Annotated in this window: 12 protein-coding genes; all 12 read left to right on the top strand. The window is 65.3% G+C overall.

Features of this window, described 5'->3' with window-relative positions:
- Nucleotides 1-76: 76 nt before the first annotated feature.
- The 12 genes from LJ362_RS12725 to LJ362_RS12675 all read left to right on the top strand — a co-directional run bounded on the left by LJ362_RS12725 (nt 77) and on the right by LJ362_RS12675 (nt 15042).
- Nucleotides 77-1183, top strand: coding sequence for a pseudouridine synthase (locus LJ362_RS12725; RefSeq protein WP_264799420.1), 1107 nt, complete (start codon nt 77-79; stop codon nt 1181-1183).
- A 9-nt stretch (nt 1184-1192) separates the two neighbouring features.
- Nucleotides 1193-1855 carry a GntR family transcriptional regulator gene (locus tag LJ362_RS12720; RefSeq protein WP_025776861.1) on the top strand — a complete coding sequence of 221 codons (663 nt, stop codon included), beginning with the start codon at nt 1193-1195 and terminating at the stop codon, nt 1853-1855.
- Between the two features lie 134 nt (nt 1856-1989).
- Nucleotides 1990-3516: an IMP dehydrogenase gene (gene guaB / locus LJ362_RS12715; RefSeq protein ID WP_264799418.1), complete on the top strand. Its 1527-nt coding sequence runs from the start codon at nt 1990-1992 to the stop codon at nt 3514-3516.
- Nucleotides 3517-4015: 499 nt separating this feature from the next.
- Nucleotides 4016-5668: a pyridoxal phosphate-dependent decarboxylase family protein gene (locus tag LJ362_RS12710; RefSeq protein WP_413774211.1), complete on the top strand. Its 1653-nt coding sequence runs from the start codon at nt 4016-4018 to the stop codon at nt 5666-5668.
- A complete protein-coding gene (locus LJ362_RS12705; protein WP_264799417.1) occupies nt 5665-7098 on the top strand; it encodes a lysine N(6)-hydroxylase/L-ornithine N(5)-oxygenase family protein in 1434 nt (477 codons plus the stop codon). Before LJ362_RS12710 ends, LJ362_RS12705 begins: the two co-directional genes overlap by 4 nt.
- Nucleotides 7095-8741, top strand: coding sequence for a GNAT family N-acetyltransferase (locus tag LJ362_RS16970; RefSeq protein WP_320109125.1), 1647 nt, complete (start codon nt 7095-7097; stop codon nt 8739-8741). The genes LJ362_RS12705 and LJ362_RS16970 overlap by 4 nt, the downstream gene beginning before the upstream one ends.
- On the top strand, nt 8657-9724 hold the full coding sequence (locus LJ362_RS16965) for an IucA/IucC family protein (RefSeq protein WP_320109124.1): 1068 nt from the start codon (nt 8657-8659) through the stop codon (nt 9722-9724). The genes LJ362_RS16970 and LJ362_RS16965 overlap by 85 nt, the downstream gene beginning before the upstream one ends.
- Before the next feature lie 370 nt (nt 9725-10094).
- Entirely contained in the window at nt 10095-10496 is a 402-nt protein-coding gene (locus tag LJ362_RS12695; protein ID WP_264799416.1) for a hypothetical protein, read from the top strand.
- Nucleotides 10497-10606: 110 nt separating this feature from the next.
- Nucleotides 10607-11725: a LacI family DNA-binding transcriptional regulator gene (locus tag LJ362_RS12690; RefSeq protein WP_264799415.1), complete on the top strand. Its 1119-nt coding sequence runs from the start codon at nt 10607-10609 to the stop codon at nt 11723-11725.
- Between the two features lie 92 nt (nt 11726-11817).
- Entirely contained in the window at nt 11818-12906 is a 1089-nt protein-coding gene (locus tag LJ362_RS12685; protein ID WP_413774210.1) for a substrate-binding domain-containing protein, read from the top strand.
- A 103-nt stretch (nt 12907-13009) separates the two neighbouring features.
- Entirely contained in the window at nt 13010-13834 is an 825-nt protein-coding gene (locus LJ362_RS12680; RefSeq protein WP_264799414.1) for an ATP-binding cassette domain-containing protein, read from the top strand.
- Entirely contained in the window at nt 13831-15042 is a 1212-nt protein-coding gene (locus LJ362_RS12675; protein WP_264799412.1) for a sugar ABC transporter permease, read from the top strand. The genes LJ362_RS12680 and LJ362_RS12675 overlap by 4 nt, the downstream gene beginning before the upstream one ends.
- Nucleotides 15043-15068: the final 26 nt, after the last annotated feature.

Genomic DNA, 15068 nt, shown 5'->3' with positions numbered 1-15068 from the left:
AGGGCACCGCAAAGACTGGGACGGAGACGACACCGCAAAGACTGGGACGGAGATGGCACCGCATAGACTTGACCCCATGCCCCGCAGTCCGCTCCCGCCCCGAGAAGGAATCTCGGCGACCGCGCTGCGCGCCCCCGGCGGCAAGGCCACCCATGCGAAGAATCACCTGCCCGTTCCCGATTCGATCGGTCAGTGGCTCGAATCCGAATTCCCCGAGGCGGCCCCCGATTCCCGACGGGCGCTGCTGACAGATGGGGACATGTGCGACGAGGCGGGGCTCCCGGTGACCTGGGACGATCCGGTCATTCCCGGCGGGTTCTACTTCTTCCACCGTCCGGTCCCGCCCGAAGAGCGAATCCCGTTTGAGGTCGGGATCGTCTTCGAGGACGATGACCTCCTCGTCGTCGACAAACCCCACTTCCTCGCCAGTACCCCGAACGGACGATTCGTCCGCGAATGCGTCGTCACTCGTCTGCGCGTCGACCTCGGCCAGCCCGATCTCGTCGCCATCCACCGCCTCGACCGGATCACCGCCGGACTGTTGGTCCTTTCGAAACGGCCCGAGACGCGCGGCCGTTACCAGCGCCTGTTCCAAGACCGACGAGTCAGCAAAACCTACCGTGCCCTGGCGCCGGCCCCGCCGCCAGAACTCGGATTCCCGCTCGTCCGCGAATCGCGCCTGGTCAAACCCGTCGGCGGACGCCAGGTGCACGAAGTCGCAGGGGAGCCGAATGCGGTCAGTCGGATCCGACTGCTTCGGACCATCACCCCACCGGACGGCCAGCCATCGCGAGGTGACACGGATACCTTGCCGCCACCTCGGCGAGGTGAAGCTGACGGTGCCCCGTCCGAACGGGCGGGGGACGGAAACGGAGCACCACCTCGGCGAATTGATGCGATTGCCGAATACGAGCTGAGTCCGGTCACGGGCAAGACGCACCAGCTGCGGGTGCACATGAACGCGCTCGGGCTTCCCATCCTCGGTGATCCGGTATACCCGGTCGACCTCGCCCCGGACCCCTACGACTTCTCATCACCGCTGCAGCTGTTGGCCGCGGAGATCGCCTTCGATGATCCGCTGAACGGGCTGAGCCGGCGATTCGAGAGCGGACTCGAACTCGAACCCGCCGCAGTCAGCTCCGATCCAGGCGCGGTCAGCTCCGATCCAGGCGAAACCCGGTAGCCTGGTGTTATGAGTCCACACGCCCCCGGATGCACATCAGAGGCCATCGTCGCCCTTGTCCGCACCCGCATCACCGACGGTGAATACCCGGCAGGAAGCCCGGTCCGCGATGGTGCCTTGGCCAAGGAATTCAACGTTTCGCGCAACACCGCCCGCGAATCGCTGAGCCTGCTTCGCCACGCCGGGCTGCTCACTCAGGAACCCAACCGGGGCTTCTTCGTCTCCACCTTCGGAATCGACGAACTCAAGGACCTCTACCGCGCCCGCCGGGTCTTCGAGATCCGCGCCGTCCAGGAATCCCAAGACGCCACCGACGAGGCGATGGCCGCCGTCGAAGCCTCCGTGGTCAGGGCCGAAACCGCACCGAAGAACGAAACCTGGGCCGACGCGCAGGAACACTCGGCATCGTTCCACCGCGCGATCGTCGGCCTCCTCGGGTCACCGCTGCTCGACGAGTTCTACCTCAACCTCATGGCCCGGCTGTCGACGACGTTCTCGCGCTCGCCCGAACCCGGCAAATACCACTCGCACTGGGCGAACCCGCACCGGGACATCCTCGAGAAGATGAAATCCGGGGACCGGCAGGGAGCCGAAGGACTGCTGCGCATCCACCTCGACGACTCCGAGGCCTCGACCCTCGACCTCGCACGGTCAGTGGGGGAGGGGCGCTAGGGTTTCCCGCGCGAATCCGACAGCATTTCCTGTGTAGCCAGTCTCACAGTGCCCGGTGCTTGAACCCATAGCGGTCGACTCTCTCGCTCCGATAGCATTGAGCCACCGTATCTTCGCGTCGAAAGGCTGTCTTCATGGGAAACCCTGAGCAGGAATCACAGGCCGCAAACGATCCGTTCTCGCTGACGGGACTCACGTATGACGATGTCCTCCTCCTGCCAGGCGACACCGATGTCATCCCTTCCGAAGCCTCCACCGCCTCCCGGCTGACCAAGGAGATCGAGCTCAACATCCCGCTCGTCTCCGCAGCGATGGACACCGTGACCGAATCCCGGATGGCGATCGCCATGGCCCGCATCGGCGGTCTGGGCATCATCCACCGCAACCTCTCCGCCGAGGATCAGGCGAAGCAGGTCGACTACGTCAAGCGCTCCGAATCGGGCATGATCAACGACCCGCTGACGATCACTCCGGACAAGACTCTGGAAGAGCTCGATGAGATCTGCGGAAAGTACCGCATCTCCGGACTGCCCGTCGTCGATGAGAACAACGTGCTCGTCGGCATCGTGACCAACCGCGACCTGCGCTTCGTCACCCGCAGCGAATTCCCCACACGCACCGTCGCCGAGACGATGACGAAGATGCCGCTGGTCACCGCACCCGTCGGCGTGGCCGCCGAGAAGGCCTTCGAGCTGCTCGCCGAACACAAGGTCGAGAAGCTGCCCCTCGTCGACGACAACAACGTCATCCAGGGCCTCATCACCGTCAAGGACTTCGTCAAGACCGAGGAATACCCGCTGGCCACCAAGGACGACGAAGGTCGCCTGCGCGTCGGTGCCGCCGTCGGATTCTACGGCGACGCCTACGAACGTGCCGGAATGCTCGCCGAGGCGGGAGCCGACGTCCTCGTCGTCGACACCGCGAACGGCCACGCCCGCGGAGTCACGGACATGATCAAGAAGATCAAGTCCGACCCGGCGTTCTCCGCCGTGCAGATCATCGGCGGAAACGTCGCTACGAAGGAAGGCGCGCAGGCGCTCGTCGAGGCCGGAGTCGACGCCGTCAAGGTCGGCGTGGGTCCCGGATCGATCTGCACCACCCGCGTCGTCGCCGGTGTCGGCGTCCCGCAGGTCACGGCGGTCCACCTCGCCGCGCAGGCCGCTCAGGCTGCCGGAGTTCCGGTCATCGCCGATGGCGGACTCCAGTACTCCGGTGACATCGGCAAGGCCCTGGTCGCCGGTGCCGACACCGTCATGCTCGGCTCCCTGCTGGCCGGATGCAATGAGTCGCCGGGCGAACTCATCTTCGTCAACGGCAAGCAGTACAAGGCTTACCGCGGCATGGGCTCACTGGGCGCGATGGCCCCGCGCAAGGGCAAGTCGTATTCGAAGGACCGCTACTTCCAGGCCGATATCGCCACCGACACCGACCTCATCCCCGAGGGCATCGAAGGCCGAGTCGCCTACCGCGGTCACCTCAAGCAGGTCGCCCACCAACTCACCGGAGGCCTGCGCCAGACGATGTTCTACGTCGGCGCGCGCACCGTCGGCGAGCTCAAGGCCAAGGGCAAGTTCGTCCGCCTGACCACGGCAGGGCTGAAGGAAAGCCACCCGCACGATATCCAGATGACCGTCGAGGCCCCGAACTACGTCGTGAAGTGACGTAGGCAGGCACATCTGACGGTGTGCCTCTGGTCAGTGGGAAGCCGCAGTTTCCGCATTTGCGCGGAGGCTGCGGCTTTTTGTGTGTGGGGTCAGCTGAGGGTGTGGGGAGAACTCCTGGCTGCTCAACGGGAAGCAGTGGCTCTGCAGCGCCTGACGAAATTGATGGGTCGATCCACGGTGTTTTCCGGTCTGAAACCACCGTGGATCGACCCAACAAATCGCGGTCACTGGACCGCACTTGGTCTCACGATGCTAGATGACACACCCCGATGTGACGAATGCCACTCGCCCATTTTCCGGCCGATGCTCCCGTAGTGCGAACGGCCGCCTTGCCGTGCGAACGCTGGGCAGCGGCGGCATCGGCCTTGGTGAGGGGTCTACTTCCGTAGTCATCGGATCCGCCCGGAGGCTCTTCGGAAACGCAATAACTTAGGGTAGGTTTCCCTAATGCAAGCCGCGCTTCGCGGTGCGCATCATCGAAGGAGGAAACCTCACAGTGACGACTTCTCTGCTCTACGACACCGAAGCGACACCCACCTCAGCACCCCTTCAGACCCCCGAAATCCCCCACCCGGACGCCGTTGGCACCGTCAGCGATCGTGACGCCCACACTGATGCCCTCCTCGGCGCCCACAGCGCAGACGAGTACACATCGCTCATGCACGACGTCGTCGACGCACTCGGCGAACGGTTCCGCACAACTGAGCGCGCCGCCTCGGCGAAGGATCGCTCCGGACTCCAGGCCGCCGTCGACGCTGTCGACCTCGACACCGCAGGCGTCGGCAACGCCGAAGCTCTGCGCGAAGTCGACGCCCTCTACGCCGACAATGCCGTGTGGTTCCACCACCCCAGCTACGTCGCCCACCTCAACTGCCCCGTCGCCGTGCCCGCCGTCGCCGCCGAAGCGATGCTCGCCGCCATCAACACCTCGGTCGACACCTACGACCAATCCGAAGTCGCCACCCTCATGGAACGCCGCCTCATCGACTGGACCTGCGCCCACCTCGGCTTCGCCGGCGGCGATGGAATATTCACCTCCGGAGGCACCCAGTCGAACCTCCAGGCACTGTTCCTCGCCCGCGAAAACGTCCTCGCCGAGGCGGCGGGACACGTTGAGGCCGATGACGCCGAATCTCGCCGAGGCGGCCCTGACCTGGGCGCGCCCAACCGCCGCGACCTGCTGTCCCGGCTGCGGATCCTTGCCACCGACCAGGCCCACTTCTCAGTGTCCCGCGCTGCGTTCCTCCTCGGCCTCGACGCCGAGGCGGTCGTGACCGTCCCGACCGACGGGTCCGGTCGCATGGATGCCGAAGCGCTCAACGCCAGCCTGCTCGCGATCGAGGCGAACGACCAGATCCCCATGGCCGTCGTCGCCACCGCCGGAACCACCGACCTCGGTGTCATCGACCCGCTCGAGACCATCGCCGAGGTCTGCGAATCAGCGAACGTGTGGCTGCACGTCGACGCCGCATACGGCGGCGGACTGCTCTGGGCCCCACAACGCGCCCACCTGCTCGACGGGATCTCCAGGGCCACCTCGGTGACCATCGACTTCCATAAGACGTTCTTCCAGCCCGTGTCCTCATCGGCCCTGCTCACCAGGGACGCGAGCCTGTTCGCGCCGACGATCCACCACCACGACTACCTCAATCCCGAAGCCGAAGCGCAAGAAGCCGACGCCGAACCGAACCAGGTCGACAAGTCCCTGCAGACCACCCGCCGCTTCGACGCGCTCAAGCTCTGGACGACGCTGCGCGCCCGCGGAGCAGGGGAGATCGGATCGATGCTCGACGCCGTCTGCGACCTCGCGACCGACGTCCGGGCGCTGCTCGAGGACCAGGCGGACTTCGAAGTGCTCGGCGCCTCGGACCTGTCCACGGTGCTCTTCAGATTCACCCCGGCGACCGCGGACCAGGTCACCTGCGACGAACTCGTCCCGCTCATCCGCCGAGTCCTCTTCCGCTCCGGCCGCGCCGCCATCGCCCGCACCGTCATCGACGGCACGCCGTGGCTCAAACTCACCCTGCTCAACCCCGACACCCGCATCGACGACGTCACCGCCGTGCTCGACCTCGTCCGTGCCACCGGGCACGGCATCCTCGCCGGCCGGGAGCTCGAGGATGCAGCGACAGAAGGAGGCGCAGCATGAGCGCAGATTCCACGCCCATCCACGACATCCTCGGCGTCGGCATCGGACCGTTCGGACTCGGCCTGGCCGCACTGTCGGAACCGCTCGACGACGTCGACGCGATCTTCCTCGATCAGCGCCCCGAATTCCGTTGGCACCCGGGCATGATGATCGAAGGCTCGACCATCCAGGTGCCGTTCCTGGCCGACCTCGTCACCATGGCCGACCCCACCTCGCCGTACTCATTCCTCAACTTCCTCAAGGAGCGCAAGCGGCTCTACCCGTTCTACATCCGCGAATCGTTCTACCCCCTGCGCGCCGAATTCGACGAATACTGCCGGTGGGTCGCCGCCCAGCTGGAAACGCTGCGATGGAACCGTCGCGTCGTGTCCGTGACCAGGGACGACGATGTGTTCACCGCCCTCGCCGAGGTGGTCGATGCCTCCGGTTCGATCCTGACGACCGAGATCTACCGGGCTCGGCATCTCGTCCTCGGGGTGGGAACGCAGCCAGTGCTGCCACCTGCACTGCAAGGGCTCGGGGGAGGAGCCGCCGACTCGCCCGCTGCCGGCCGGGACGGTGCCGTCGGCTTGCCCGTCGCCGGCCCGCTCATCCACACCGCCGACTATCTCGAGAACCGGGAAGCGCTGCTCGACTCCGGAGCGATCACGATCATCGGCAGCGGCCAGTCCGCCGCCGAGATCTACCGTGACCTCCTCGACGACGCCGAAGACCGCGGAGCGCGCCTGGACTGGGTGACCCGGTCGCCGCGGTTCTTCCCGATGGAATACACGAAGCTCACACTTGAGATGACCTCCCCGGAGTACACCGACCACTTCCGGGCTCTGCCCGATGAGCTGCGCGAACGCGTCGGCCGGGAACAGCGCACGCTGTACAAGGGCATTTCCGCGGACCTCGTCGACGACATCCACGACACTCTCTACCGGCTCAGCCGCGGCGGGCGGCAGCTGCAAACGAACCTCGTCTCCGAAGCCGAACTCGAAACCGCCGAGATCGATCCGATCAGCGGCGAATATCTGCTCGGCTTCCGCAACACGGCACTGGACAAGACGTTCACCAGGAGATCCGGGTCCGTGGTCGCCGCCACCGGATACAAATCGCAGGTCCCCGACTTCCTCAGCCCCCTCGGCGACGACATCCGACTGGACTCCCGAGGCCGTCTCGACGTCAGCCGCCACTACACGATCAACGACGAAGGAACCATCCACGTCCTAGGCGGCGAAGAGCACACCCACGGCGTGACCGCACCTGACCTCGGCTTCGGCCCGTGGCGGGCCTCGGTGGTGCTGGCCGCAGTGACCGGCCGGGAACCCTATCCGATCGAACGGACCATCGCCTTCCAGACCTTCGGGGTGCCGGCCGACGAATCCGATGCCGTGCCCGATGCCGCCCTCGCACTCGACGACTCCAAGGAGATGTCACACGCATGACCACCGAACTCATCACCAGCCTGACCACCACCGAGGCGGACGAAACCGATCCGACCGATTCTGCGGTTGATGCGAACGCCACCTGTATGCGCACGGACCGCGGTTCGGACGTGAAGCTCACGGCCGCCTCGGCGACAGTGACCATCCGTCCGCTCGACGTCGACCGGGACACCGCCCGGATCCACGAGTGGCTGACCCACCCGCGCGCTCACTACTGGATGATGACCGACCTCGACGAGAACGAGGTCCGGACCTACTTGGATGGCATTCGCGACTCCGCGGACGACGCCGGTTGGGTTGGCTCCGTCGACGGCACCGACTGCTTCTACGTCGAGACCTACACTCCGGACACCCTCATCCCGCAGAACGTTCTGGCCACCGGGCCCGGCGACATCGGGATGCACCTGCTCGTCGCACCGCCGGCAGGACCGGCCGTGCATGGCCTCACCGACCGCATCATGGCGGAGGTCATCGACTTCTGCCTGAAGCCGGTTGACCAGGGAGGACGCGGAGGTGAACGTGTCGTCGTCGAACCCGATGCCAGGAACGACGCGATCATAGAGAAGAACCGAGCTGCTGGTTTCACCCCCATCACCGAGGCGACCATCATGATGGGCGAGATCGAGAAACCGGCGCTCGTCAGTGTGTGCCTTCGCTCGGATTTCGAGGCCAGCGCGCTGGCTCCGTTCGTCACGGCCGGTGCTCGGGAGTCGCGCGTGGCTGAGACCGGCGAGTCGGACAGTGACCGGAGGTCCACCAAATCACGCACAGTCCGGACATTCGCAACCCCACCAGCACCGTACGCCCACCTCAACGGGGATGCGTTCGCCGTCGTGCAGCGCCACCTCGTCGCCAAAGCCCTGTCCGAATTCGCCCACGAACGACTCATCGGACCGGTGAACGTGGGCGAAGGCGAGCGAGCCGCCGCGAACGGCAGTGCCGATGTGAATGGGGGAGTCGCCTCGGCGAATGGTGAAGGCCAAACCTGGGAACTGAGCATCGACGGGGCCAGCCGGTACACATTCACCGCGCGCGTGCTGCCGCTCGAGCACTGGGTCATCGGCGAGGCCAGCATCACCCGGTGGCGCGACGGTACCGAGGTTCCGCTCGACGCGCAGGAACTCGTCGTCGAACTCCAAGACGCACTCTCCATCCCGGAGGACCTCATCTCCACCTACCTCGAGGAACTCGCCTCGACCCTGGCCGGGGCCGCGTTCAAACTCGAAGACGCTCGAGTCGGACGCAGACCCGATGCACGTGCACTCGTCGAGGCGGATTTCCAGACCACCGAGGCGGCCATGACCGAGGGGCACCCGGGGTTCCTCGCTAACAACGGTCGCATCGGCTTCGGCCTCAGAGACTTCCGCAAGTGGGCACCGGAGAACGGCGAGTTGAACCGCATCGAATGGGTAGCGGTGAGGCGCGAACTCAGCCATCTCTCCCTAGGCGATGGACTCGACGAGGAGAGCCACCTCGGTGAGGCGCTCAGCGAAGCCGAACGGGACCTCTTCGGCGCCCGGATCCGGCGGCCGGACAGGACCCGGCTGACTTCCACCTCATGCCGATCCACCCCTGGCAGGCCGACCACCGGCTGCCGATCACCTTCGCTGCGGATATCGCCCGAGGTGATCTTCTGCCGTTAGGTGTTGGACTCGACAAGCACCAGGCGCAGCAGTCCCTGCGGACGTTCTTCAACCATTCGCGGGCCGGAGCTCCGTATGTGAAGGTTGCGCTCGCCGTGCAGAACATGGGATTCCTGCGTGGCCTGTCGCCGAAGTACATGCGTGACACCCCGGCTATCAACGACTGGGTCGCTGGCTTGGTCGGATCCGACCCGACCTTCGCCGAGGCGGGATTCCGAGTGCTGCGGGAGCGTGCCGCGCTCGGCTACACGGGGGACGTCTACCACCAGACGAAGGAGACGAACCCACACCGGAAGATGCTGGCTGCCCTGTGGCGGGAGAACCCTGTCGAGCAGATCGAACCAGGTCAGAAGCTCGTCACCATGGCAGCCCTGCTGCACCGGGATCACCAAGGGGTGTCGCTGGCCAGCGAGCTCATCAGCGCATCTGGCTTGGGTTCCGGGGCATGGGTGCGCAGCTACCTGCGGGCCTACCTGAAACCACTTGTGCATGCGCTGCTCGCCCACGATCTCGTGTTCATGCCGCACGGGGAGAACCTCATCCTCGTTCTCGACGAACATGTGGTGACAGGGGCATTCATGAAGGACATCGGTGAGGAGGTCGCCGTGCTCGGCCATCGCGAACTGCCCGCCGACGTCGAACGCATCCGCGCCGTAGTGCCGGGGGAGGAGAAGGCGCTGTCGGTGTTCACCGATATGTTCGATGGGGTCCTGCGGCACCTGTCGGGCATCCTCGACGGCGACGGACTGCTGCCGGCCGAGAGGTTCTGGGCGATCGTCGCCGAGACCCTAGACGACTACGAAGCAGAACACCCGGATGCGGCGCACGGTGTCAGCGGCGACGTGGACCTGCGTGGCGAACACTTCGCCCATTCGTGCCTCAACCGGCTGCAGCTGAAGAACACGAAGCAGATGGTCGACATCGGCAACCAAGCCGGATCGCTCCTCTATGCGGGCACTATGCCCAACCCCGTGGCCCGCTGAGCCATAGGGGGGCCACGCCGACCGCTCACCTCAGCGCCGACCGCTCGTCGCATAACTTGATACAGCGACGGCAACTCGAGCGCTCAGTGAAGGATGACTGAGCCAGTGCGTGCGCTCGCCGCTGCGCTGTGCTGTCGATGAATCGACGCAGCGGAACACGCCACTCGCCGAGGCGGGGCTCCGGAAAGGGGTCCCGCCTCGGCGATGCGTATTGAGACCTGATCGTTGCAGTGCGCATCTGTGGAAACAGGGAGAACGCGCTTAGAGTAACCAGAGGAACAGCCCGATTCTGTCGGTCAACTGCGGCGTCGGTCAGTCCATTCAGACAGTCCTTTAGTACGGTACTTCGTGCGCATGCAAGAAGGTGACGATGATGCTCAGACTGAGTGCGGCCCTCGCCTCGGGCGGTGCCGTCTATGCTGCCTATGTTCTGTTCGACAGCTCCGATTTCGAGGCCGGAACCGTCAACTCCTACCATTCGATGTGCGCGGCTTTCGCATTGATCGCCAGCACGCTCATCATTGCGGCACTGCCTCAGATATCAGCGGCGAGCGTTGCTGTAAAGTCAACAGGGGGCCTTGCCCTTGTCGTCGGTCTGTCGATAGCCGTGGCCGCCTGGTCGATTCCGTATTCCGATGACTCGGGCTATCTCGGAATCATCACCGTCATGTTCGGGTTGCCCATGCTCGGCCTCTTGTCGGTGGCCGCCGTTCTGGTGGCATTGGGCACACTGGTCGCTGAACTTGTCACATCCAAGGCGACCGGGCGGTGACAGGCCAGCACAACTGAGTCCGCCGCGCGAGCGGTTAGTATCATTCCAACGGTTGCCTGTGCGCCGATGCGCAGATTCACGAACCGGTTCTCAGACTCAAAGGTGTGCGCATGGCGAAGCAGAACGATCGGCCGACCCTGGCCACGGTCGCTGCGCGTGCCGGCGTGAGCATCAAAACCGCCTCCCGCGTCCTCAACGGCGAAAAGCACGTTGCCGCCTCGACGGCGGAGAAGGTCGAAGCTGCCGCCGAAGAGCTCGGATTCCGCCTCAACCCCACGGCCAGGCGCTTGCGTGCCGGAGGCCGTTCACCCTATATCGGCGTCGTCCTCTCCGACGCCGGTGATGCCTTCCAAGCCCGTGCGTTCGCAGCAGTGGAAGCCGAGCTCGCAACCCTCGACCTGCGCCCGGTGGTGACCGTGGTCGGAGACGACCCCGACCGGGAGGAAGCCTTCCTCGACGAATGCCTCGCCAACGACCTGACCGGGCTCATCGTCATCCGCGCCCACCCCGAGGCGGCCGAGACCTACGCACGAGCCGCCTCGGCGCCGGGCACTCGAATCGTCTCCCTCGACCCAGCGGTCGAAGGCCCTGGAATCAGCATCGTCGCAGGCGACGATCGTGAGGCGGGACGCCTCGCGGCCGAACAGCTGCTCGCTCACGGGCACATGGCACTCGGCGTCATCGGCGACCATTCGCCCAGCCTCATCACCACCCGCCGACTGCAGGGAATCCAGGACGCCATCGCCGGCCGCCGCGGCGTCGGCTGGCGCGCCTATATGCGCGAAGACGCCCACGACGAAGCCAGCGCGAAGAACGTCGTCGCCGCCTGGCTCGGTTCCCGCAGCGCACCCGGAGCCCTCATCACCCTGTCCGCCACAGTGACCCAAGGTGCCATCGACGCCTGCCGCCGCCTCGGCGAATGGCCGGCACTGGTCGGCATCGACGATTTCCCCACGGCCGAACTCCTCGATGTCACCGTCGTCGATCGCAACGTCGAATCCCTCGCCGCCGAGGCGGTCCGACGACTCCGTGCCAGCGCGGATTCCAGCGTCTCCGGGGGCCGACCCAGCATTTCCGGGGACGGTGGGGGCCGCCTCGGCGAGGGGACACATCCTGGTGAGAACGTGACTGCAAGGGACGGCAATAACGGTGGCAAGGGGCCGGATTTCGACAATGCAGTGTGCGTCATCGCTCGGGGCAGCGGCGAAGAGCCTCCCGACACCCACTGAAAACTTTTGACGAAACAGTTGACAGCAGGCGACGTTCGGCGAATCATATTCAACAGCCTGACAACGTTGTCAGAAAGATTGAAAGGTTCACAATGAGGCACAACCTTAAGTCCCACAAGAAGCTGGCGCTCCTCGGTGCCTCGGTCGCGATCGGTGCTCTTGCACTCAGCGGCTGCGGCAACCAGAAAGGCCAGGGAAACGACGAGGCCGACAGCGGATCCGGCGGTGACGGAGATGTCACGATCGCACTGCTGCTGCCCGAGTCGAAGACCACCCGGTACGAGTCGCTCGACAAGCCGAACTTCGAGAAGTACGTCAAAGAGGCCAACCCAGACGCGAAGGTCGAATACCGCAACGCCAATCAGGACGCGACTCAGCAGCAGCAACAGGTCGAGGCGGCCGTGACCGAAGGCGTCGACGCCATCGTCCTCGACCCCGTCGACGCTTCCGCAGTCTCCTCCGCGCTGTCGAAGGCCGAGTCGAAGAAGATCCCGGTCATCTCCTACGACCGCTTCTTCGAAGGTGCCGACTACTACACTTCGTTCGACAACAAGAAGATCGGCAACCTGCAGGGCCAGGCCGTCCTCGACGGACTCAAGGACGCCGGAGTCGACCCGAAGTCGGGACCTGTCTGGATGGTCAACGGCGACCCGAAGGACCCGAACGCCGCGGACTTCAAGGCCGGCGCGGAAGAGACCCTCAAGGGCGCAGGCGTCGACATCGCCGCCAGCCACGACACCCTGGACTGGAACCCCGACGACGCCCGCCAGTGGGTCGAAGGTCAGCTGCAGGGCAAGGGCGAGAAGCCGATCGCGATCTACTCGGCCAACGACGGCACGCCGGCGGTGTCATCGCTGCGACGAAGAAAGCCAAGGTCGAACCCGTCGTCACCGGTCAGGACGCCGAGGTCGACGGACTGCAGAACATCCTCAAGGGTGACCAGTACGCCACTATCTACAAGTCGATCCCGCCGCAGGCCGAGTTCGCCGCCAAGGCCGCCGTGGCTCTGGCCGCAGGCGAGGACGTCGATGCAGGGACGACCTACAAGGACACCCCCACGGACTTCGTCGAAGCCAAGGTCGTCACCACCGACACCATCAAAGACATCGTCGGTGACCAGATCAAGGCCGAGGACATCTGCACCGGCAAGGTGGAGAAGCTCTGTGCCGATGCCGGCGTGAAGTGAGCGCGTGGGCGTTCACAATCTGACGTGACCGACCTCTAGCCGGCGACCACCACCGGTCGCCGGCTGCCGGGGTCAACGACTGTGACAAGTAGGAACAGATGACACCAGAGACACCCGACCCGGCACCCGCAACGACGTGGACGCCGGGCAGCGACAGCGAGCCGGTGCTCGAACTGCGCGGAATCAACAAACGGTTCGGTGCAGTCCAAGCCCTGACCGACATCCATCTCAGCGTCGGCCGCGGCGAAGTCGTCGGCCTCGTCGGCGACAACGGCGCCGGCAAATCGACCCTGATCAAGGTCATCGCCGGAGTCCACGCCGCCGATGACGGCGAACTCATCATGAACGGCACGGCGCAGAGATTCTCCTCCCCGAAGGATGCCCAGAAAGCCGGAGTGGCCACAGTGTTCCAGGATCTGTCCCTGTGCGAGAACCTCGACGTGGTGGCCAACCTGTTCCTCGGACACGAGAAGACCCGCGGCGGCGTCCTCGACGAAGTGACGATGGAAGCCAAATCCTGGGAGCTGCTGCGCAGCCTCTCGGCAAAGATCCCGAGCGTGCGCGTACCGATCGCGGCCCTGTCCGGCGGTCAGCGTCAGACGGTCGCGATCGCCCGGTCCCTCCTCGGCGAACCATCACTGGTCATGCTCGACGAACCGACGGCGGCGCTCGGCGTCGCCCAGACGGCCGAGGTGCTCAACCTCATCGAACGGCTCAAGGAGCGCGACCTCGGGGTGCTGCTCGTCAGCCACAATATGGCCGATGTGCAGGCGGTGTGCGACCGCGTGCACGTGCTGCGACTGGGCAAGGATGCCGGTGACTTCCCTGGTGACGAGCGCACCGACGTGCTGGTCGCCGCGATCACCGGAGCCAGCGACAACGTCGTGACCAAACGCGCCGCACGGAGGGGTGAGCGCCGATGACCCGCAATTCCTTCATCACCGATGAGCGGATCTCGTCCGAAGGCGTCATCGGCACCTTCGTCCGCCGGGTCAAAGAGGGGCAGTTGGGGTCGTTCCCGGTCATCCTCGCCCTCATCGTCATCGTCATCGTGTTCCAGTCGGCCGACTCGAACTTCATCTCTCCGGCCAACCTCGTCAATCTCTCCACTCAGGTCGCGTTCCTCGCGATCCTGGCTCTCGGCATCAACCTCATCCTGCTCCTCGGCGAGATCGATCTGTCTCTGGCGCAGTTGGGAGGTCTGGCTGCCTCGCTGCTCGGAGTTCTGGTGGTGAGACAAGGTGTGCCGCCGGCCCTGGCGCTGATCATCATGCTGCTGCTCGGCCTGGTCGTCGGCGCGATCCAAGGTTGGTTCTTCGCCGTCGTCGGCATCCCGGCGTTCGTCGTCACCTTGGCCGGTCTGCTCGCGTTCACCGGTCTGACCCTGACGACTCTCGGCACGCAGAAGAACCTGTCGATGTCGGACACCTTCGCCTTCGACTTCGCGAGCTTCTACTTCCCGGCGATCTGGGCCTACATCTTCGGTGCCGTCGCGATCATCGGCTTCGGCGGCGGCATCATCTATTCGAAGATGCGTCGCCACCGCGAAGGCCTCAGCGCCCCGAGCTGGGCGTCGGTGATCGTGCGCATCGTGCTGCTGGCCGCGATCGTGTTCGGCTTCCTCATCCTCGTCAACCAGGACTTCGGTCTGGCGATGCCGTTCTTCCTCATGATCGTCATCGCGATCGTCATCGACCTCGTGTTGCGCAAGACCCGCTACGGTCGTTCGATCTACGCCGTCGGCGGCAAGGTCGAGGCCGCCCGGCGAGCCGGTATCCGCGTGACCTGGGTGCGCATCAGCGTGTTCATGGCCGCAGGTGTGTTGGCCGCGCTGTTCGGTTTCATCAAGACCGGTGTGACGACGAACGCGGGATCGACGCTGGTGAGCACGCAGGATCTGCTCAATGCGATCGCCGCGGCGGTCATCGGCGGCACCTCGTTGTTCGGCGGTCGCGGTACTGCTTGGGCAGCCGTGCTCGGTGCCCTGGTCGTCGGTGCGATCAACAACGGTCTCTACCTCATCGGCTTCAACTCCGATGCACAGCAGATCATCACCGCACTCGTCTTGCTCACCGCCGTCGTCATCGATGCGCTGAGCCGCCGCGGCCAGAGGTACGTCGGGCGGGGGTAGCGGCTGCTCTTCCCTCAGCGGACCCC

The sequence above is a fragment of the Brevibacterium sp. JSBI002 genome, assembly GCF_026013965.1.
Lineage (GTDB): Bacteria > Actinomycetota > Actinomycetes > Actinomycetales > Brevibacteriaceae > Brevibacterium.
This window is presented reverse-complemented; position numbering and strand designations above follow the sequence as displayed.

What these genes read in the sequence shown, in the direction of transcription:
- LJ362_RS12695 (WP_264799416.1), top strand. Translation starts at nt 10,095, where the DNA reads ATGATGCTCAGACTGAGTGCGGCCCTCGCCTCGGGCGGTGCCGTCTAT.
- LJ362_RS12705 (WP_264799417.1), top strand. Translation starts at nt 5,665, where the DNA reads ATGAGCGCAGATTCCACGCCCATCCACGACATCCTCGGCGTCGGCATC.
- LJ362_RS16970 (WP_320109125.1), top strand. Translation starts at nt 7,095, where the DNA reads ATGACCACCGAACTCATCACCAGCCTGACCACCACCGAGGCGGACGAA.
- LJ362_RS12725 (WP_264799420.1), top strand. Translation starts at nt 77, where the DNA reads ATGCCCCGCAGTCCGCTCCCGCCCCGAGAAGGAATCTCGGCGACCGCG.
- guaB (WP_264799418.1), top strand. Translation starts at nt 1,990, where the DNA reads ATGGGAAACCCTGAGCAGGAATCACAGGCCGCAAACGATCCGTTCTCG.
- LJ362_RS12680 (WP_264799414.1), top strand. Translation starts at nt 13,010, where the DNA reads ATGACACCAGAGACACCCGACCCGGCACCCGCAACGACGTGGACGCCG.
- LJ362_RS12720 (WP_025776861.1), top strand. Translation starts at nt 1,193, where the DNA reads ATGAGTCCACACGCCCCCGGATGCACATCAGAGGCCATCGTCGCCCTT.
- LJ362_RS12675 (WP_264799412.1), top strand. Translation starts at nt 13,831, where the DNA reads ATGACCCGCAATTCCTTCATCACCGATGAGCGGATCTCGTCCGAAGGC.
- LJ362_RS12690 (WP_264799415.1), top strand. Translation starts at nt 10,607, where the DNA reads ATGGCGAAGCAGAACGATCGGCCGACCCTGGCCACGGTCGCTGCGCGT.
- LJ362_RS12685 (WP_413774210.1), top strand. Translation starts at nt 11,818, where the DNA reads ATGAGGCACAACCTTAAGTCCCACAAGAAGCTGGCGCTCCTCGGTGCC.
- LJ362_RS16965 (WP_320109124.1), top strand. Translation starts at nt 8,657, where the DNA reads ATGCCGATCCACCCCTGGCAGGCCGACCACCGGCTGCCGATCACCTTC.